This is a genomic window from Vibrio sp. 10N.222.55.B11 (assembly GCF_041473705.1).
Lineage (GTDB): Bacteria > Pseudomonadota > Gammaproteobacteria > Enterobacterales > Vibrionaceae > Vibrio > Vibrio crassostreae_C.
In genome coordinates this window covers 39,122-58,194 of record NZ_JBFRST010000009.1, presented here as the reverse complement: position 1 = coordinate 58,194, position 19,073 = coordinate 39,122, and the positions used below count along the sequence as shown (strand labels likewise).

Below are 19,073 nucleotides of genomic sequence, written 5' to 3'. Positions count from 1 at the left end.
TGATTTAGGCAACAACGCCGCATTACTCTGATAAAGGGCCTTTTTAATGCCCTCTGGCCTGATTCTATCTTCAGCCATCGATTGTTTAAACACTTCACAAGTACATATCGAATATTCAAACTCGCCGACTTCCCTGTGATCCCCCACTATACCTCAGCTTAGCCCGTCGCTATAACAGCCACTGCATATGCCTTTTTCAACCTAAAAAGCATCGACTTATTCCAAAACAATGACAAAACCCGAACAACTGTAAATTTATTGTAAAAATTTCTTTGTTGGCATTATTTTTATGTATAGGATTATCAGTAGGACTTGGTGGCCCGAATACCATAGTCTTATTGGTGCACATACCAAAAGGATATCCATACAAAGCAAGATCAGTACTTATATTTATTTCGTTTTTCGACCTAGCTACAGCCGTTTATGTTGCCGTCGAATGAAGTAGATAAACCACTGAGATATACAAATCAAATAGAAAACAAACACAACAGCAACAAACATAATTTATTAAAAAGACAGGGAAAACCATGAAAAACATACGTGAATTATTTTTTGGGTTTATATTATTGTTTAGTTCCAGTGCATTTGCAGAAGAAGGATCATTTAACCAAGCTATCAGCAACTTAAGTCAAAGTGTTGATGGTTTTTTCAACGAATACACAGGTTGGTTCGTTGGGCTGATATTTAAAAGTGTACCGATTGGTGAAGCTAACTTCCCAGTGATTGTTGGCTGGCTGTTGCTCGCTGCGATCATCTTCACTGTTTATTTTGGCTTTGTTCAATTTAAACGTGTCGGCATGGCGATAGACATTATCAAAGGTAAGTATACCGATCCTAACTCTAAAGAGGACGGCGAGGTTTCTCACTTTCAAGCGTTAACAACGGCGCTTTCTGGTACTGTCGGGCTTGGTAACATTGCCGGTGTAGGTGCTGCACTTGCGATTGGTGGCCCTGGCGCGACATTCTGGATGATCTTGTGTGGCCTTCTGGGTATGGCTTCTAAGTTCTGTGAGTGTACCTTAGGTGTGAAATACCGAACTATCCTACCTTCAGGTGTTGTTTCGGGTGGTCCAATGTACTACCTAAGCCAAGGTCTGGGTGAAAGAGGTTTAGGCGGACTAGGTAAAGTGCTCGCTATTGGTTTCGCATTAATGTGTATTTTAGGCGCATTAGGCGGCGGTAACATGTTCCAAGCTAACCAAGCACACGCCATGTTAACTTACGCATTTGATGTACCAAGTGAATACGGTGTGATCACTGGCCTTGTACTTGCTTCTTTAGTTTTCTCTGTGATTGTTGGTGGTATGCCTTCTATCGCATCGGTAACGGAAAAAGTTGTTCCTTGGATGGCTGCTCTGTATATCGGTATGGCTCTGATTGTTATCGGTTCTAACCTTGATCAAGTCGGCCCTGCGTTCAGCGCAATCTTTACAGGTGCATTTACTGGTGAAGGTGTTGTTGGTGGATTTATTGGTGCGTTAATTCAAGGCTTGAAACGTGCAACGTTCTCGAACGAAGCAGGTGTAGGTTCAGCAGCTATCGCTCACTCAGCGGTTAAAACAAAAGAACCAATCACCGAAGGTCTAGTATCACTATTAGAACCGTTCGTTGATACGGTAATCATTTGTACAATGACCGCATTGGTTATCACTATTGCTGGCTTAAACGTAGGTCCATTCGATGGTTCTGGTTTAACGGGCGTAACGCTGACTGCTGCATCGTTTACTGAAACGGCAGAAGTATTCAAATACACACTCGCTCTCGCGGTAATTATGTTTGCGTTTTCTACCATGATCTCTTGGTCGTACTACGGTCTTAAGGCTTGGACTTACCTATTTGGTGAAGGTAAAACAACGGAACTGATTTTCAAAGTAATGTTCTGTGTGTTTGTTGTTATTGGTGCCACGATTCAATTTGGTGCGGTAATCGACTTCTCTGATGCGGCTATCTTTGCGATGTCTATCTTCAACATTCTTGGTCTGTACTTCTTGATGCCAGTTGTGAAGAAAGAACTGCAATCGTTTGCTGCTCGTGTGAAATCAGGCGAAATCAAAACGTATGAGAAATAACGTTTAGTGGAATGAGGTTTTGCTCTAGTAGCTAACTGCATTCTAAGAAACGACACAGCTCTAAAAACGAAACTGTTCTAAAAATTTTTGTAAGACCCTTTGCTTGAGAAAGCGAGAACAGGACTGCAACTTATCCAAAATCCCTACCAGCTTGGCTTGTGGGGATTTTTTATGTCTGAACGATTAGGCGAATAACTACCTTCAATGCCCTGCTCACTCTTTTCACCCTTTTCACTCTGTTCATCATCGTGTTCAACATCGACACGACGAACCAACTCTTCTACTTTGATCATCTCTTTTTGCGCTAATGGCGAGCGACAATCATCGAAACAATAAGCTATGGTGCAGTTCTCACAAAGATACTCTGGCATCACTCCATCCCTTGTCGTCAAAGCAGCCAAATGCGAGCTAGCAATCGACTGCGTGTTCATCCTGAACAACACTATTATGCAGCGACTCTGAGCTGAAAATATGTATGCAAAGTCATTTAATAGACAACAAGTAACATATCATTGTGGATATACGTAACTATTCACAAATATCTAAGCAAACAATGAAAACACTTAAATAATCAATAATGAGAACGCACCGGATCTATGCTCTCGACAAACGCAAAACGCCCACATCACGTGTGTGCTGTGGGCGTTTTAATATTTAATGCAAAACTAACGTTAGGTTGGTAAAGCCTTCGGCTTATAGACCCATCTCTTCAGTGAGAGTTTTGATCTGCTTGAGATCCATGGTGTGGACTTCAATCATTTGTCTGATATCGCTCAGTCGAGAGTTAGCGTTATCTTGCTTCTCACACGCGTCAGATTTCGCATCCCATGATGTGCCATCTAAGTAAACATCACACGCTTTCTTAAGAGAACCAAGATTCTGCTCGAGTTGATCTCTTTCTTTCTCAAGTTTTTCAAGTTCTTGAGAAATCTGTAATTCTTTTCGGAAAACTTCACGCGCACGCTCAAACAAAGTCGATTGCATGTCAGCCTGACGATTAAGTTTCTGGTTGTCTTGCTGAGTTTGCTCTAACGTTTGCTTCTGTTCATTTAGCTGTTGCTCTAACGAGTAGTTCGCCTTCTCTAAAACCGAAGACTGCTTCGCTAATTCCTGGAGCTCTTTTTGATGCTCTTCCGTTTGTTTCACTAGAGCGGCTTCTACTTTCGCATCGATTTCGGTATCAACTTTTGCCACTTTAGTTTCAACGGATGTCATCAACTGTGCTCTGCTGTCATGCAGTTCTTGATAACGAGTTTCGAGTACCTGATAAGTGGACTCCCACTTAGAAGCCGTAACTGTAGAACCAATTAAGCCACCCAGTGCTAAACCTATAACCGCAGCAATGCCGATATAGAGCTGACTGCGCTTATCGCGTTCTTCTATAACAACCACTTCATCTTGTTCGCTTTGTCCAGATTGCTGGTTCACTAGCGGGTACTCCCAAAAATTTATTTAACGTTACGCGGTCACTGATACGAATGCCAATACTGATTGTGAAGGCTCAGTTAAACCTATCGCTCAAGCCAGAAGCACTTAAGCTTTACTAACACATTCATCCCACCTGTTTACAGGCAGGCTTAACGAGTTAACTCCGAAATCATCAAGCTGGCAGTATACAAAAGGAAACTGCTAACGATAACTATCACTACCCATTTTTGCAGTTTTTCGTTTGTCCGGTAACGAAATAGTACAAATGCCAAAGCCAATAAAAAAACAATCGCTATTAGTCGAGTCATAACTCCTCCTTGTTTCTCTATTTTATACCATTTAAATAAGCAAGTTACGTCAGAGACTCGTTGTTTGATCATTTAGTTGAACAACATTTGTGCAAACAGATATTTTGTAGCTGACATCACATTTTATATGATCTAGGATACGCCTACAGATTACCTAATTATTTAGGTAATTGTTCCGATGAAGACTGCAGGAGAGTGGTTTTTAACTAAACATTAACATTTAGTTAGATTGACCCGCCGAAGAAGTAAATCTTTCAGGTGCTTTATGCTGGAGAAATCCAGAAAAGTGAGGACTGTCGTTGGAGGAACCTCTGGAGAGAACCGTTAGATCGGTCGCCGAAGGAGCAAGCTTAGTGCCCGTTACTTATCTATAAGTGATTCGCTAAGTGAAACTCTCAGGCAAAAGGACAGAGGAGTGGAAAGCAACAGCCTTAATTAACACAAGAATTCTATCTAGAAATCCGTATGTATTAAGTAGTGCCCCCGATCCCTGAGATCTGTACTGCCTTCCCTCTTCTCCTTAAATTTTTAATTTATTAAGGGGAATCTATGAACCACCTACAAGCTACACTACAAACCATCAACCAATTCGTTTGGGGACCACCACTGCTTATTCTGCTAGTGGGTACAGGTATCTACTTTACTTTTCGCTTAGGCTTACTCCAGTTTAGACACCTCCCAACTGCACTGAAAATGGTGTTCAGCAAAGACAAATCTGGTACGGGTGACGTATCGAGTTTCGCGGCTTTGTGTACTGCACTTTCAGCAACCATTGGTACAGGTAACATCGTTGGTGTAGCGACCGCAATCAAGATTGGTGGCCCTGGTGCCCTATTCTGGATGTGGCTTGCCGCTGTATTTGGTATGGCGACCAAGTACGCAGAATGTCTACTCGCCGTTAAATACCGCAGAACCGATAGCAATGGCGAAATGGTTGGCGGCCCAATGTACTACCTGCAATACGGTGTCGGCTCACGAATCTTAGCGGTAATGTTCGCTGTCTTCGCGCTCGGCGTTGCTTGCTTCGGTATCGGTACCTTCCCACAAGTCAACGCTATCTTGGACGCAACTCAAATATCATTTGGCGCTTCGCGTGAGATGTCTGCTGTCGTTCTTACGATATTAGTGGCAGTGGTTACCCTTGGTGGTATCCAATCTATCGCTAAAGTGGCAGGGAAAGTTGTTCCTACTATGGCGGTTATGTACGTCGTCGCGTGTTTAAGCGTTCTGATTTCAAATGCCGACCAACTACTGAATGCCATTACCCTTGTTGTGACTTCTGCGTTTACCAACACAGCAGCAACCGGTGGTTTCTTTGGCGCGAGCATCATGCTTGCTATCCAATCAGGTATCGCTCGTGGTGTGTTCTCGAACGAATCTGGCCTAGGTAGCGCACCAATGGCTGCAGCAGCGGCTAAAACAGACTCATGTGTGAAACAAGGACTTGTCTCTATGACAGGTACCTTCTTCGACACCATCATCATCTGTACGATGACAGGTTTGGCGCTTATCTTAACGGGTGCTTGGCAGACTGATCTTTCAGGCGCTGCGATGACCACTCACGCATTCGCTGTTGGTCTGAATGCAGATACCCTTGGCCCTATGTTGGTTTCTGTTGGCTTAATCTTCTTTGCGTTTACAACAATTTTAGGTTGGAACTACTACGGTGAGCGCTGTGTTGTGTTCTTGCTAGGTACCAAAGCTGTATTGCCTTACAAGATCATCTTCATTGCGTTGGTGGCTTCTGGTGCATTCTTAAAGCTCGACATGATCTGGATAATGGCTGATATCGTGAACGGCCTAATGGCAATTCCGAACCTAATCGGGCTTATCTTGCTGCGCCACGTTGTTATCGAAGAAACCAAGCTATTCTTCAAACCGTTGACGTCTTCAAATGATTGTGAAGCAGTTAAAGCGTAAACTGAAGTGATTGAATACCAAGCCCGCATTCAACTGCGGGCTTTTTTATTTTCATCACATAGCGAAACGTCTTAAATTATTATGCAGCACATATGCCCTTATAAATAACAAGAATATTAAATCGACCACTATGCGATTTAATAAAGAAGATAGAAGACTACTAAAAAGAACACTAATAAAACCAACACTTAATTAGATATTACTTATATTTAACAGATTGTGCGTAGGTGTCAGGCATTTTGTAACAAACATATTAAATTTCTTTTCGTTTCAACGACACAAAAAACCAGAAGAATAAAACATGTGACTTTAATTCATATATTAGTCAGTTTATAGTCATCTACATTGTAGAGAGAATTATAATAAAAATAAAACGTTGGCTATATGATCAGATTCGACCCGATTAAAAACCGTATTTATAACGATGAACGTTCTATTAAAGTAGGATACCGTGAAACTCGGGTCCTGGAGTTATTACATAAAAACTCACCCGATATTGTTAACAAACAAGATATTATTAGCTTCGCTTGGGGAAACGAGTTCATAGGGGATACGTCACTAGCGAAAAGTATAAGTTTACTGCGCCAAGGGTTCGTTAGATTAGGCATCAAAGAAACCCCAATCGTCACCGTTCCTAAGGTGGGCTATCGCCTTATCGATGAGTGCGTGGTAATCGACTCCCCCATCAATAATGCAGCCACAACTCCCCTTGCTGATGCGAGCAACCTGATACCCGTCGGCAATAACGGTATTGCTATCGGTGCAGCTGTTGCAGTCGAACCTAAGCCTAACCCTAAACAAAGTTCGTCGGCTTACTTTCCCACTGCTGAAAACCGAAACAAGTTGTGCTACTTCACCACTGGCTGCTTACTGTTGGCATCAGCGTTATTGGCTTTTGCTAAGGTTAATGAGAGAAACCTCAGCGATATCAAACCCGTTAACCGGCTCAGCGAGCAATGGATAGGTCAAATACAAGTTTTCCAAGCCCCTGAAATGGCGATGACGCCAGAGCTAGAAAGCATTCTCTATCAGTATCAATGTGATTGCGTGGCGTACATTAGCGAAGAAGCGGAATATTCTGAGCTCTCTATTCTGAACAAAGCCACACGCCAGTCCGTCAACATCTTTTACACGCCAACCCAACTAGATCAAGCCAGTACCGAACTGGCCCTATTCCTAGAAAGAGGTCAATTATGATGCCAATCGTTGCGCTCATTTCTGCATTCGTTTTATTGGTTGGCATATGGAGTGACAGCGCCGAGCGGAACTTAAAACACCATGTATTTTTAACTTAAAACGTTAATTGACCCGAAACCACCCGAAATAAAGCGGGATATAGCGAAACGAGCGAGGTGATTTTTGTCGTGAATTATTTAATGTTAGTGCATAACAAAATCTATAAAGGCGCAGAGTTACGCCCTGATTTGAGGTGATGTTTCGATTCATTTTTGTGTATATGTCGTTATTCAATCAACGCACTGAAGCAGATAACTTAGGACGTCCACATTCGGGAAAATCAGCCTGTTGAACATATTCAATTAGCAACTTTCTATCACCAAGCAATTTAAAGTAGTCTTCTTCTGTATAAGTCCCAGCTCTAAGTTCTGAATACCGCTCGTCTATCGTTATATCAGCTTGATACTCGGCTATTGCTGCATTGACACGAGCAAGTTCAGTTTGCTGCCAGTATCGCTCTTCTGCCTCATTGATGATGGTGACTTTTTCAAACACGCCGTTAATATAATGATAGACCCCTAAATGCTCTCTAATATCGTCAGGCAATTCACTGGCATTAACTGAGTGCTTATGGGCGATGTTGCAATGGGTTACATGACCAATAGCAATAACAACGCCTTTCTCATCGGTATTTACAGTTACTGTGCTCATCATTCGCTCTCCCATACCGCATCAATAGTTACCTCGAACTTCGATACGACATTCGAATTAGGCCCATAATTACCTGTGGCAAAGCTTAATCGCTTCGGCGTTCCCCCGTCAGCTAGAGTGATTGGGACGATGAAATTGTTATATACACCGTATACGGTTGTAAAGCTTGGCACCGAAAAATAAACATGGGTATGTGCGCTTGGATATCTCGACCCTCCACTTTCACTATCATGGCAATAGATGTTGAGATATAAGTTGATTGGCTCACTCGTTGTCACTTTGGTTTGAATATTAATGAACTTCACTTTTGATGCGGAAGCTGGCATAACCCATTCTGGCCTTGGCATTTGTCCAATCGGCAAAAGTGACATCGTCAGGTCATCAGGGTACAAGCGAGTCATTTTCAGGATTAATGGTGGCAAGTTATCTGGACTATAAACTGACCCTAAGCCTTCTTTGAGCGCTTTTTCTGTCACCGCTTTTGATTCACTCTGACCTTGGTAGGAGTTAGATAATTGCACGACGCCTGAGCGCAAGGTTGTTGCGGTTCTGCGTAGCAGCTTCTTGACGGTCACGAATGCTGAGTCATCGGTTCCATCGTCAACTTGAGCATTGGTGGCAATACGCGCAATACCCGACTCTAACTCGGTAGCATGAGGGATAATTGGTGTTATGTTGATGGTCACCGCCGAGGCTTGGTACAAATCCATTGAGCACTCAATTTCGATTTGAACGTATTGATTATCAACAGAAGGAATGAGTGTTGAGGGGTACGAGCTATAAACGATGAGATTACCATCAGAATCATGCAGCCCAAACTCATTGATAAAGTGCCCAGCAAAGCGTGACGCGTCAACATAGACAATGGCATTGAACCAGTGCTCTTGCGTGTTGCCCTCATTAATATCTTGTCGACCGAACTCATTCACTAAGTGTGTGACGTCCGGTGTTGGCGTGACACTTGAGCCATTCGCATCGCCTAGAGACATTTGGTCAATTAATAACTTTTGCCCACTTTGGTAGGCCGCTTCCAGCAGCTCTTTACCCTTATCGGTAAGCACCGCCGTATGCTCTTGTGCAGATCCTAAACTCATATTTCATTACTCTTATTTCGGATAGTCATGCGATGTCGACTCTTTAGGGTGACCGCTGAATATAGTCCGCCAATTAACGTTGGGTTGGTTGGGAAATTTTTAGAGGTAATTCGTTTGCGTCCTTTTGAAATCGAAACGCTGAATATCCCTCCTGTCGATGGCTTGTTCTTTATCGTCATTTGCCAATGTTGAGAGCCTTGTTTGTTGCTCTCAACAAGCGTGACGACGTTCTCATAGTCTTTTTGAGTCAACCCACCTTTGTCTTGAATAACTTCAACCAAAAAGGTGCCTTTAGCACCTGGTGGATTCATTTGATGCCAAACGGTCAGCGTTGGGTTGAAACCTGTTAGGTCCAACGCTCGTTTTACAGCCCAGACAGTGCCTTTGTATCGATAAAGCACTAAGCCTTCTTTGACGACTTCACGCTTTTTCGCGACCGTCCAAGCGTCATCCCAGGTATCGACACGAAACCACCAAGAAAGCCAAGGTAAGTAAGATTCGTGGACGTTATCAATATCGAGAACCTGAAGGCCATGAATGGCTAAGCGAAGCTCGTCCATCTCTTCCGTTGTCAGGAAACTCAGCGTGCGAAGCCGAACGTCTTGCTTTAAGATTTTGGGAAGCATTATTTCGTCTCGTTTATCCAGTGGTTCTAGGATATTCAAACTTGACCACATAATTTCCGTTCGGCAGATGGATGCTATATATAAAGACACAATGCAGGCTCTAAATTACTCACAACGAGACAAGCTATGAGCACTGAAAATCAAACTAAAAACACCGTTGAAACCGAATTAGCATCAGAAGTTCGAAGCTTCACTTTGGAAGATATTGCCCGTGCAATGATGGAGTTTGATATCTGCATGTTGAACACTCCAGTTCAATTTGGTGGGATGGAACTCAACTGTGCTAAGCGAGTGCGCAAAGCGCTGGTTAAGGACCGAATTGAAGCGGTGCGTTTCACCAAAGAGCAATACGGTTTTGAATCTAACGATGCCATCACCGCGCATATCGCCTCGAGCATTTTAGTGTTTGGTGAACGCATTGAAGAGAAGCGAGATGAGCATGGCAAGCTCACGAACTTGGGTATGAAAGGTGAAGTGGTGATTCCTGTCGATATGCTAATTAACCTGCCCTATGAAGAGCACATCAACTTGGCTCACCTAATGGGAAAGAGCTAAACCTCGCACGAATCAAACAGAATATTTTTGATCACTCTTTTCGATTGCTCACCCACAAAAAAATCGGTCTTGTCTCCGTTGGTGAATTACTCAATGCCGACTGGGCGCAATATACGTATCTCATAGAGGTCTTTAATCATGGCAATAAATAAGGACAGTGGTTACGCGTTAGAGCTCATTGTTGGGGTTAAAGATGCGTTTACTCAGCAGTCGAAAAAGATTGAAAAAGAATCGAATAAGCTGGAGCGAGAGTTTAAGCAGCTGCAAAAAACCACCGCGGATGTTGATGCCTTTAAAAAGGCTGAATCAGCCATTGAACAATTGACCGAAGCTGAAAAACAATACTCAAAAATTCTAGGAAAAAAGAAAAATGAACTCCCCAAACTGAAGGCCGAGCTTGCCAAAGTGACACAGCAATCTCGAATCATGGCCAATGAAGAATCCAAACTGCAAGCGACCATCAATAAGCTTCGTACAGATATGGCGGGGTTAAGTGACGCTGGCAGCACCAATACCAAAACATTCAAGAAAAAAACGGGAGCCGTTGCACAAGCTGAGCGCACATTGCAGGCGTATCAATCGAAACTAAAAAGCACAACTCAAGATGAAAACCGTATTCGCTCTTCTATCTCTGCGACAGAGCGTGAGCTTGGTGATTTAACTAAGGCTCACCAGAAGAGCACCAATGAGATTAAAGCGCATGAGCGATTAGTGTCACGCTTAGGCCACTCATTAAAAGAGGCGGGTCTCGATGTCAATGACATCATCCAAGAAGAGAAACGGCTGCAAGGCCAACTCAATCGAACCAATAAAGAGATTTCAGAGCAAGGTCGAGAGCTGGGTAAATTACAACACTTTGAAAAGCTGGGGGTGATTGCAGGAGGGGCCATGGCATCAGCAGGCTTCGCCTGGGCGGGGAATGATAAGTCTCGAAATGAACGCCTCCTTGCTGCTCGCAGTAGCTATTCATTAGAAGAGGTGCAATCGACTTCTCAACGACAATTTCGTACTGATTTAATTCGGATGTATGGTGCAGACCAAGAGAGCATTTTCGCCGCCCAGGCACTCGCTAAACAGCAAAACTTAGGTGAAGAAGATACTCAGGCATTAACAAAAGCCACTATCCAGTTACAAAAGATTTTCCCTGATTATTCCTCACCCGAAACCGTTCGGGCACTTGCGAACATATCTAAAGGTTTTGGTATCAGCATTGAGGAGGCAGCAAACAAAGTTTATGCCACCAGCTCAATGGTCGGTGACGCCAATGGGGATTTGCTCGATACTTTCGCTGAATATTCCCCTCTACTTGGAGACAAGATTTCATTTGACCAATTTGCAGCCTCTATTGTTCGCGCCCGTCAAGCCGGTGTTTGGAACACAGATAAGGTAGGCGATTCATTTAAAGAGTCCTTCATGGCTCGTTTCAGCGATGAAGACGAGTTTGCCAAGCTTGTGGGTAAAGAAGACAAAGCCGGTACGATTGACGCCATTGATAACGTAGACCTACGTAATCGCATTAAAGAAGCCGCTTACCGAGTACGCAGTGACGTTGCAACAGGCAATGCGCCGGGTAACAACTATGCTGCATTATTAGCTCTAGTGAATAGGGCAAACCAAACTGATGCTGCCATCGTCAAACCCATCCTTGAAGCCATAGGCGGCACAATCCTGTCTGAAGATATTGGTACCAAAGGCTTAGGCGCAATGCAGCAAGGTCTGCAAGAAGGAGCCAAGGTCTTTGACGGTGTTGATTCTCTTGATGATGCAGCTCAAGGAGTATCAACTTCTATCGACAAAGCGATGAACTCGTTTGGCTCTATGACAGATACCGTCTCTAATAGTGCCGCTAATCTGATTGATAAATTCAATGGTCTTGGCGATGTGGTATCCAGTACGACTGAAGCTACGACGAGTGGAATGAATGACAAGGCAGGACTGGGTTATGCCGGTCTTGCAGGCGCAGTCGGTTTAGCTGGCTTTGGTGGTTTAATAGCGGCTCGTCTTGGTAAGAAAGCCTTTGGTAAAATCCTTGGCACTGCAATGGGCACTCAAGGCGGCTTCAAACCTGCCAGTATGTTTAGTGGCTTATTTACTAAATCTGCGGCTGAGCCTGTGACGAATGCTGCTAAAGGGCCGAGCTTTTGGTCGAGAGCGGGGAAAAAGGTAATGGATGGCGGTAAAGGTGTTCTCAAAAAGCTGCCTGTGGTGGGTAGAGCTCTAAGTGCGACCTCAACGGGATTATTTACAAAGTCAGCCACGAAACCAGTAGACAAGGTCGCTAAAGGGGCAAGCTCGTGGTCGTCTGCTGGGGAAAAAGTAATAAGTGGAGGAAAAGGCGTTCTCAAGAAGCTCCCCGCCATTGGTACGGCTTTGAATGCGGCCTCTATTGGCATGAGTGCCATTGAGGGAGATGCGGAAGGAGTTTGGCGTGGTATTGGAGCCACGACTGGAACCACACTAGGCGGTCTCGCGGGGAGTTTGTTTGGTGGCTTTGGTGCCGTCCCAGGTGCAATTGCAGGCTCTGTGGCGGGTGATGAGATTGCAGGTTGGTTATACGATGTTTTCAATGGTAAGGATGATCCTGTTAACCAACAAGCTGTCGCTCAAGTGGAGCAAACGGTTCAATCTTCGACAACGCAACCCAGAAACGCCATCGGTCAGCCACCAGCCACAATTGAAGTGAGTTTTTCACCTGTCATTCAACTGGAAGCGGTGAGCTCTGAGGCCGATGTGATGGCACAAACCTTAGTGGCAGCCCTGCGTGATATGACGCCTCAGCTCAAACAGACATTGCATGATGTGATGGATGAACTTTGGAAAGATATGGATCATGTTGACCTCAACTAAAAATAAATATACTGTGTTTTTATACAGTATATTTAAAAGGAGAGTTTATTATGCGCGTTGATATGATCGTCAAAGCTTCTGGTTTACCCAAAGGGACATTCTCTTTGATTGAGCCTGAAATTCAAAAGCGTTTGTCGGTACTCGATCCCGATGTTTGTGTCCGTATTCGCAAAGGTGAAAACAATCATCTGGATATCATGGAAAGGGATAAAACCAAAAAAGAGAAAGCCCATGCGCTTTTGGAAGAGATGTTCAATGAAGCGGACGAGTGGTTGTACAACTAAATATAGCAAAGGCGCAATTAAGCGCCTTTTCTTTTTAAATTACAGACTAATATTGAATATTTCTCATCGACTCCAGCGTTTGTTCAAACGTTTCCTCTTCCATTTCAATGCCGATAAAACGTCGATTTAAACTCAAACACGCCTTACCTGTAGAGCCACTACCCATAAACGCATCGAGCACCACATCATATTCACGGCTGCTGGCGGTGATGATATGTTGCAGTAAGTCTTGTGGTTTTTCGCAAGGATGCTTACCAGGATAATATTGCACCGGTGCAAACTGCCAGACATCGGTATAAGGCACCTCACTGGTGACGGAGAACGGTCGACGTAAATGTTCGTATTGCGCTTTTAGATCATCGTATTCCAATACCAAACTTTGGTAGTTATTTTTTAAAGCGTCATACTCCTTCACGAGGTCGCCATGCGTCTTCGTTAATTCTCCTTTTTTGCTTGAAAAAAGCTGTTGAAGTTTTTGGTATTGCGCTTTGTTGGGGAGTTTCCATTGGCTTTCACTAAACCAATGGGAGCACATTTGTGTCCCCGTTGCCGCATTGATTTCTTTTGCTGTCACACCAAGCTGTTTACGAGCATTGATGAAGTAATCCATCAAAGGTTTGAATACGTGTTTCTTGAGCTCATTGCATTGAGAAGCGTAACCAGAGCAACCTTTGGCATAGCCTTCAGCATTATAGTGGCCAGCAAATAAAATACGCTCGGTGGACGGAAAGAACATGCGCAAGTCCGGTTTGTGCATTCTTCGCCATGGGCCTGACGGTTTGGCCCAAATGATGTGGTTAAACACTTCAAAGCGGCTTCTGATGAGAATTTCAGTATCACTGGCCAGCTTTGAACCACAGAACAGATAAAGACCTCCTGAGGGTTTAAGGATTCGCCAGAACTCGAGAAGCACTTCATCGAGCCAGGCTAGAAATGAAGCGACATCTGGCCACTGATTGTCCCAGGCATTACGTTTGACTTGGAAGTATGGTGGGTCGGTTAAAATCAGATCAACGGAGTTGTCTTCAAGCGTTTTAAGGTAGGTTAAACAATCGGCATGGATGAGGGTGGCACGGCTATCGTGCAATGTGTGTTGGTGCATTCTTATCTCCTGTTAGCAAGAGCCTTGAACACAAATAGCGATTGAAAGCCGCCAGCAATAAAGAATTAAAGCTGGCGGCGTTTTGCTGCTTCCTCTCCAATTCCTTTATCAAAAAGGTCTTGGGTCTCAGGTACTCAAGGCATCAAAACACCTATCAACCTTATCACGCAGAACTGTGTATTTATACAGTTAATTGTTTCGAATTAATTGCGTTAAATCTGGATAGGGAAGCTGCGAGAGCTGCTCGATAACAAAGGCCACGTGATGGACAGAGTGCTCAGGTAGCATTTGGGATACAGAGATAGGGTCGACATGACCTTCTTTAGAGTGTTTAATAATCAAACTGACTAACGGCTTACATTGGGGTTTAATCGTTAACATGCTGAAATTCCATGTAAATTCAACGTGGTCACGACACTAGTATGGTGTGCAGGAAATAGCCAGTGCTTTATAGTGATAACTTGATTTAATTAGAGCTCTGCAGGATGTAGCAGCAGGTGAGCTTGATGCGTTTTTGCATTCCACTCTTTCATTTCTGCGATAAACAAACCATGTCGATGAATACTGTCAATGAGGTCATACGCTCTCTCATGTTGAATTAACATAGACAGAGGGCTAATCTGTATCATATTGTCGAAACCATGTTCAATGTGTTCTTCTAACATATACAAAACACTCGGTTCTGCCTCAGTTCCTTCCTCAAAAAGCCTCGACTCAATGCCTTCTTCGTCATATAGGTGCACGAGCAGTGAGTACAGCTTCTCCGCACCAGCGAGCTTGGTCTTTTTAGCCTGGTCATTAAGTTGATAGAGCTTCATCTCTAAGTTCCCTTCTTTTGTTCGAGCCGCTTGAAGCATCAAGCGAATGTCTTTTTTAATCGCAGCGTAAGCCTTATCACTCATTTTCGGCTTTAGATATTTCAATAAAATCTCATTACGCTTTGCAATGGGTACGAAACGCGAGCTAGCCGATACTTGGAACAATAGATGAAGCAAAGCATGCGTTATGGTTTGGTGTAATGTTTGATAGTAATCAAACTCTTTTTTGATTTGCATAAGGACTAAATATTTGACGAATACAACGTATTGTTATGTGGTCATACTGTCCATAAATCAAGCTATTGAAATAATTAAAATGAAAGGTTGTTACTGCAGTTCACTAAACACCTGCTTGGAAAGCACTTGCTGAGTGGTAGCGCTTACTCGGTAAACCCGTGTATTGCCATACGCACTCGCAAACGCCACCGCCCTGAGCGAATCGTCTAACTCAAGCACAAACTGCACGCTAGGTAAAAAGTCCCCACTTTCCAATTCATCAAAAGCCAACAACACCTCATCAGGTGAGGTCATCAACTTCTCTTGTATCATTTCCCGAAACGGCTCTAGCTCTGGCGATTGTTTTATCACGTTATTGAGTGTGCTAGCCGATAAGCCTTGTTTCGCGACGGCTTCAGCTTGCTCTTTTAAGACGCGTTTACTTTGTGCGTGAGAGTAGTTGAGTATGCGTTGGGTCAGTCCATATTCTTGCGCCCGCTCCATCATCGATACTGGCAGCGTTTTCATTGATACTAATGGCGAGCTAGTAAACTGATGCTCTTTGCCTGTTGTCGCATCCTTATCCAAGGCTGTGCCACTGACCTCTGCAGAGGCTCGTCGCATCGATGCGGGTAGTGCTTCATATTGCTTGCGTGATAGCACTGAAACGGTCGCGCGGCACTTATGGTGATTGGGCGGGTAAAAGCTTTCCCAAAACGGATCGTCTTTCGATTTAATCACGCCATCGAGCTTTCTGCATAGCTCTGTGGTGCCCGAATCGAGCACCGACGAATATACCAAAAACTCGACTAAATCATTATGAGCAATTTGAGTCCAACGACCTGAATTGTATGCGGTCATCATATTGTTGCGATAATGCAGCTCTAACCAATAAGGATTGACCTGAGAGAGTCCTTCTTGCTCAAGAAGTTGACGGAGGTTCCCTAACGTTTCAGAGCGTGATGCGCCGTTTCCTAATGCCTCTTCATAACGTTTTTTAACGCGATTGACCGCATCAATACTGGAAACGTTTGCCACGGTAAAAGCACGCAACTTCATTGCCGCTTCCATCTGCCGATACGCTTTGGTATCGGTCGGTATCATGGCTTTGAGTGAATCAATCGCTTCCTGAAAAGGCACCTCATCCACGGCAAGATAAATCGGCGCATAAGTGAGTTCGAGAGGTTTCTCGTTGGCATCATTGATCGCATTATGGATATGCGCTTGGCCCAGCAGCCAACTCACCATCATCGAAGCGGCATAGATGTTGGTGTATTGCGTTGTCACTTGGGTGATATCAATATCGTCTGGGTTTGAATGCGCTTTGAACGCGGCTTCCAGTTCGCTTGAAAGGCTTTTGACGGTTAATGAAAGCGCCTCATCTTCAAGGCGCTGTAATTTGGTGAGGTTATCGGTCTCTTGTTTATCAAGACTTTTTAAAGCAGACATAAGTGCTTTCCTGGTGCATCGGAAAGATACGTGGGTTTATCAACGGTCGTCGGTTCATTGACGATATTGTTCACTAACTCTTTATAAGCGTCCTCATCCACTCGAATTTTAAGACTGCCTTTGCGACCATTAGCTAAGAATATCCATTTAAACAGCGTGTCGTTAAGCGTCTTATGCACCATACGAGCATCGCGTTTGGAGACGCGCATGCCCGCTCTTTCATGAACTTCACCCAATGACCGCGAGCCGTATTTTTGATTACCGTTCGTCAAGGTTTGACCTGTGATGCGCTTAGCGATTTTGTTATCAATGTATTCAATGGTTCGAAGCAGTTCATCCACCTTACCGTTGGCATCAAGGGTGACGATTTCTTTTACACCAGAGAGTGCCACCGCATCTCCGTTCATCACAGGGGCTAACGAGTTGGCTATCGCTTGTACGTCATCCCCGCCATTGGCATTTTCAGCCAGAGCAATCGCGGTTGGGATCGCGTACTTCTCGCCCAGTCGCTCGATGTTGGCCCAGCTTATCCACTTACTTTGCCAAATGGGCCACACTGACTCTAAGATGGTTTCGCCATATGGGCGCTCGGTGGTTGCATTGCGCAGCACAGGAATGACTTTCCCTGCCACAGGCGTTTTCGTTGTGTAATCCACGGCGCTATACACTAAAGTGCCATCTTTTAATAGGCGAAAGTCTTCAGGGCGTTTGGGCTCTGAGTGGATGAGACAAAGCTGTGAGCCGACTTTCTCCCAGATAAGCTCCACGGGCATAAAACCAAATTCCGTCGCACTTAACATCTGCTCCATCAACATTTCTAAATCAAAGTCTGCCATCACTTCGTTGTAAAACGCGATGTCATCGGCTGAGCCTTCCATCACGTAAGGCACCGTCATGGCCGTGGCATGACGCATTTCAATGCTTGATGCGACCTCTTCATCGAGCAGCATGGCGCGAATGGCCCCAAAGTAGTAGTTGCTGCTTTGGTAGCGAGCGTTGCCGAGCTCGGCAGGTAATGGGTAGTGATTAACGATAACGTCGGTGGGAAGCCGAGCGATAAGGGACGATAATGTGAGATTCTTTATCACGGGCAATCGCAGCTCCTGTGTATTGAGCACCGCTTTCAGTGCCATTATTAAGGCCAAGCAAGGCGTTGATTAATGCGAGCGCTTCGTCTTTGCGGTCATCAAAATCAAACTCGCTGATTTCACCTAACTCGTAAATTGCCCTTTGAGTCATGCCTTCAGCCAACACTTCTTTGTCATCCTCGCTATAAAGGCGAGACAAGGCATTCTTTTGACCAAGATAGGCATAGCACCAACGCGCGGCGGATTGACAAGCGGTTTGAGCGTTGCTCTCATCGTTGTAAGTTAAGGAGTGGTAGATTTGCTCATCCAGGGAGCTCGATACTCCCTGGATGCTGACCATCGCTCTTAACTCGGTAAGGGTAATAGCCATTATCACTCCTTACTTCAGTGCGTCATCGGCCCAGCAGATGGCATCCACGACAACCGCAGGCAAAGGCTTTGACATGGTGTACACATCCGCGCCACTTGGATCGTCGACTTTCTTTACTTTCGAGAAGAAAGGTAAGGCCTGAAGGCCTGCGTCCAAATCATCGAGCGCGGCATAGTACGGTGTGTGGCCTGCCTCAAGGTCAATCATCACCATCTTGTCATCATCAACGGTTTTTACGCGGGTTTTCGTACCGCCTACCATGGTTTCGTATGAACCATTTTCAAGATTAATGAGGTAGCCGCCTACATTGACTTGCCCCTTGCTGACTTTCACATCGAGCACGTTGGATTTATTTTTCCCTGCTAAGGTGACAATGCGAGCAAACAACGTTTTACCACTCAATACTTCCAAGTTTGCGCCATAACCTTTCGCTTGAATGGTTTCATCCATTTCTTGCAAGGCGGTGTACACTTGTTCGATGGTGGCGTCTGTGGCTTTCAGTGAGCTGTCAAAGTTGTAGCGAAGGGTTTCCCCAAAATCCACTTCGAACAATTCCATTGCGCCGTCTGCGGTTTTCATTGGGTAGGCAATCTTACCTGTCAGCGATTGAGCACACAGCGCTTCAGTTGAGACTTCAATCTTGCGCATCACACCAAACTGAAGCATTTCAAAAAACTTTTGAATGTTCTTTAAGCCTAATGCCTTGAGGTTGTTGAGCTCCGCCGCTGACACATGCGATACCGTCGAAAAACCTTGTGGCTCGATAGATTGAGTTTCTAAGTCATTGCCACCAAGCTGATACGCTTTCGTACCACGGCGTACCACCGGAATGTTAGACAGGGTCTCTTTGAGCACATTCCAGGGGATGCGCACGCTTGGGTAAAACACCGCCTCCCCAAACACCTTCTTGCGAATACGCATTGGCACTGACTTGCGCTTTTTGTATTTGTTTAGCAGCTCTGCCCACTCTTGAGGGGCTAACAGACCGCGTAAAATATCAATAATATCCATG

Annotated in this window: 18 protein-coding genes and 1 riboswitch; of the genes, 6 read left to right on the top strand and 12 right to left on the bottom strand. The window is 44.5% G+C overall.

Features of this window, described 5'->3' with window-relative positions; all coding sequences use genetic code 11:
* The first annotated feature begins 527 nt into the window (after positions 1–527).
* Positions 528–2,069 carry an alanine/glycine:cation symporter family protein gene (locus AB4503_RS05385; RefSeq protein ID WP_372113874.1) on the top strand — a complete coding sequence of 514 codons (1,542 nt, stop codon included), beginning with the start codon at positions 528–530 and terminating at the stop codon, positions 2,067–2,069.
* A gap of 143 nt (positions 2,070–2,212) precedes the next feature.
* Here the strand turns inward: AB4503_RS05385 and AB4503_RS05380 are convergent, their stop codons facing one another.
* Complete coding sequence (locus tag AB4503_RS05380; protein ID WP_065584878.1) at positions 2,213–2,440, bottom strand: hypothetical protein; 228 nt, start codon at positions 2,438–2,440, stop codon at positions 2,213–2,215.
* Between the two features lie 322 nt (positions 2,441–2,762).
* Positions 2,763–3,497, bottom strand: coding sequence for a chromosome segregation ATPase (locus AB4503_RS05375; RefSeq protein WP_017059725.1), 735 nt, complete (start codon positions 3,495–3,497; stop codon positions 2,763–2,765).
* A gap of 609 nt (positions 3,498–4,106) precedes the next feature.
* Positions 4,107–4,226, top strand: a riboswitch (glycine riboswitch).
* 128 nt (positions 4,227–4,354) lie between these two features.
* Between AB4503_RS05375 and AB4503_RS05370 the strand changes: the two genes are divergently transcribed.
* Both AB4503_RS05370 and AB4503_RS05365 read left to right on the top strand, forming a co-directional pair.
* A complete protein-coding gene (locus AB4503_RS05370; protein WP_017059726.1) occupies positions 4,355–5,725 on the top strand; it encodes a sodium:alanine symporter family protein in 1,371 nt (456 codons plus the stop codon).
* Positions 5,726–6,109: 384 nt separating this feature from the next.
* Positions 6,110–6,922: a winged helix-turn-helix domain-containing protein gene (locus AB4503_RS05365; RefSeq protein ID WP_017063797.1), complete on the top strand. Its 813-nt coding sequence runs from the start codon at positions 6,110–6,112 to the stop codon at positions 6,920–6,922.
* Positions 6,923–7,195: 273 nt separating this feature from the next.
* Here the strand turns inward: AB4503_RS05365 and AB4503_RS05360 are convergent, their stop codons facing one another.
* The 3 genes from AB4503_RS05360 to AB4503_RS05350 are packed head-to-tail and all read right to left on the bottom strand — an operon-like array spanning position 7,196 to position 9,332.
* A complete protein-coding gene (locus AB4503_RS05360) occupies positions 7,196–7,615 on the bottom strand; it encodes a hypothetical protein (RefSeq protein WP_372113872.1) in 420 nt (139 codons plus the stop codon).
* Positions 7,612–8,706, bottom strand: a complete 1,095-nt coding sequence (locus tag AB4503_RS05355) for a phage tail protein (protein WP_136984541.1) — start codon at positions 8,704–8,706, stop codon at positions 7,612–7,614. The genes AB4503_RS05360 and AB4503_RS05355 overlap by 4 nt, the downstream gene beginning before the upstream one ends.
* Positions 8,703–9,332, bottom strand: a complete 630-nt coding sequence (locus tag AB4503_RS05350) for a phage tail protein I (protein ID WP_230853860.1) — start codon at positions 9,330–9,332, stop codon at positions 8,703–8,705. The genes AB4503_RS05355 and AB4503_RS05350 overlap by 4 nt, the downstream gene beginning before the upstream one ends.
* A 126-nt stretch (positions 9,333–9,458) precedes the next feature.
* Here AB4503_RS05350 and AB4503_RS05345 point away from each other — a divergent pair, with 126 nt between their 5' ends.
* From AB4503_RS05345 to AB4503_RS05335, 3 genes are all read left to right on the top strand, one after another.
* Positions 9,459–9,887, top strand: coding sequence for a hypothetical protein (locus AB4503_RS05345; protein WP_048666309.1), 429 nt, complete (start codon positions 9,459–9,461; stop codon positions 9,885–9,887).
* Between the two features lie 138 nt (positions 9,888–10,025).
* Positions 10,026–12,734 carry a phage tail tape measure protein gene (locus AB4503_RS05340; RefSeq protein WP_372113869.1) on the top strand — a complete coding sequence of 903 codons (2,709 nt, stop codon included), beginning with the start codon at positions 10,026–10,028 and terminating at the stop codon, positions 12,732–12,734.
* Positions 12,735–12,784: 50 nt separating this feature from the next.
* Complete coding sequence (locus AB4503_RS05335; RefSeq protein WP_172379794.1) at positions 12,785–13,018, top strand: DinI-like family protein; 234 nt, start codon at positions 12,785–12,787, stop codon at positions 13,016–13,018.
* 46 nt (positions 13,019–13,064) lie between these two features.
* On the opposite strand, the gene AB4503_RS05330 is transcribed toward AB4503_RS05335, so the two are convergent.
* From AB4503_RS05330 to AB4503_RS05300, 7 genes are all read right to left on the bottom strand, one after another.
* Positions 13,065–14,120, bottom strand: coding sequence for a site-specific DNA-methyltransferase (locus tag AB4503_RS05330; protein WP_372113867.1), 1,056 nt, complete (start codon positions 14,118–14,120; stop codon positions 13,065–13,067).
* Between the two features lie 189 nt (positions 14,121–14,309).
* Positions 14,310–14,501 carry a hypothetical protein gene (locus tag AB4503_RS05325; RefSeq protein WP_048666307.1) on the bottom strand — a complete coding sequence of 64 codons (192 nt, stop codon included), beginning with the start codon at positions 14,499–14,501 and terminating at the stop codon, positions 14,310–14,312.
* A gap of 89 nt (positions 14,502–14,590) precedes the next feature.
* Complete coding sequence (locus AB4503_RS05320; protein WP_372113865.1) at positions 14,591–15,175, bottom strand: DUF2913 family protein; 585 nt, start codon at positions 15,173–15,175, stop codon at positions 14,591–14,593.
* Between the two features lie 90 nt (positions 15,176–15,265).
* Positions 15,266–16,603, bottom strand: coding sequence for a phage minor head protein (locus AB4503_RS05315; RefSeq protein ID WP_372113863.1), 1,338 nt, complete (start codon positions 16,601–16,603; stop codon positions 15,266–15,268).
* Complete coding sequence (locus tag AB4503_RS05310) at positions 16,591–17,691, bottom strand: DUF935 family protein (RefSeq protein ID WP_241487292.1); 1,101 nt, start codon at positions 17,689–17,691, stop codon at positions 16,591–16,593. The genes AB4503_RS05315 and AB4503_RS05310 overlap by 13 nt, the downstream gene beginning before the upstream one ends.
* The gene (locus AB4503_RS05305) at positions 17,630–18,061 is read right to left on the bottom strand and encodes a hypothetical protein (protein WP_372113861.1); all 432 of its coding nucleotides are present in this window, start codon (positions 18,059–18,061) and stop codon (positions 17,630–17,632) included. Before AB4503_RS05305 ends, AB4503_RS05310 begins: the two co-directional genes overlap by 62 nt.
* A 9-nt stretch (positions 18,062–18,070) precedes the next feature.
* Positions 18,071–19,072: a major capsid protein gene (locus AB4503_RS05300; protein WP_372113859.1), complete on the bottom strand. Its 1,002-nt coding sequence runs from the start codon at positions 19,070–19,072 to the stop codon at positions 18,071–18,073.
* Position 19,073 lies beyond the last annotated feature (1 nt).

Excerpts from the sequence above, each read along its gene's own strand:
- AB4503_RS05385 (WP_372113874.1), top strand. The coding sequence starts at position 528 with ATGAAAAACATACGTGAATTATTTTTTGGGTTTATATTATTGTTTAGT.
- AB4503_RS05380 (WP_065584878.1), bottom strand. The coding sequence starts at position 2,440 with ATGCCAGAGTATCTTTGTGAGAACTGCACCATAGCTTATTGTTTCGAT.
- AB4503_RS05370 (WP_017059726.1), top strand. The coding sequence starts at position 4,355 with ATGAACCACCTACAAGCTACACTACAAACCATCAACCAATTCGTTTGG.
- AB4503_RS05365 (WP_017063797.1), top strand. The coding sequence starts at position 6,110 with ATGATCAGATTCGACCCGATTAAAAACCGTATTTATAACGATGAACGT.
- AB4503_RS05360 (WP_372113872.1), bottom strand. The coding sequence starts at position 7,615 with ATGATGAGCACAGTAACTGTAAATACCGATGAGAAAGGCGTTGTTATT.
- AB4503_RS05355 (WP_136984541.1), bottom strand. The coding sequence starts at position 8,706 with ATGAGTTTAGGATCTGCACAAGAGCATACGGCGGTGCTTACCGATAAG.
- AB4503_RS05350 (WP_230853860.1), bottom strand. The coding sequence starts at position 9,332 with ATGCTTCCCAAAATCTTAAAGCAAGACGTTCGGCTTCGCACGCTGAGT.
- AB4503_RS05345 (WP_048666309.1), top strand. The coding sequence starts at position 9,459 with ATGAGCACTGAAAATCAAACTAAAAACACCGTTGAAACCGAATTAGCA.
- AB4503_RS05340 (WP_372113869.1), top strand. The coding sequence starts at position 10,026 with ATGGCAATAAATAAGGACAGTGGTTACGCGTTAGAGCTCATTGTTGGG.
- AB4503_RS05335 (WP_172379794.1), top strand. The coding sequence starts at position 12,785 with ATGCGCGTTGATATGATCGTCAAAGCTTCTGGTTTACCCAAAGGGACA.
- AB4503_RS05330 (WP_372113867.1), bottom strand. The coding sequence starts at position 14,120 with ATGCACCAACACACATTGCACGATAGCCGTGCCACCCTCATCCATGCC.
- AB4503_RS05325 (WP_048666307.1), bottom strand. The coding sequence starts at position 14,501 with ATGTTAACGATTAAACCCCAATGTAAGCCGTTAGTCAGTTTGATTATT.
- AB4503_RS05320 (WP_372113865.1), bottom strand. The coding sequence starts at position 15,175 with ATGCAAATCAAAAAAGAGTTTGATTACTATCAAACATTACACCAAACC.
- AB4503_RS05315 (WP_372113863.1), bottom strand. The coding sequence starts at position 16,603 with ATGTCTGCTTTAAAAAGTCTTGATAAACAAGAGACCGATAACCTCACC.
- AB4503_RS05305 (WP_372113861.1), bottom strand. The coding sequence starts at position 18,061 with ATGGCTATTACCCTTACCGAGTTAAGAGCGATGGTCAGCATCCAGGGA.
- AB4503_RS05300 (WP_372113859.1), bottom strand. The coding sequence starts at position 19,072 with ATGGATATTATTGATATTTTACGCGGTCTGTTAGCCCCTCAAGAGTGG.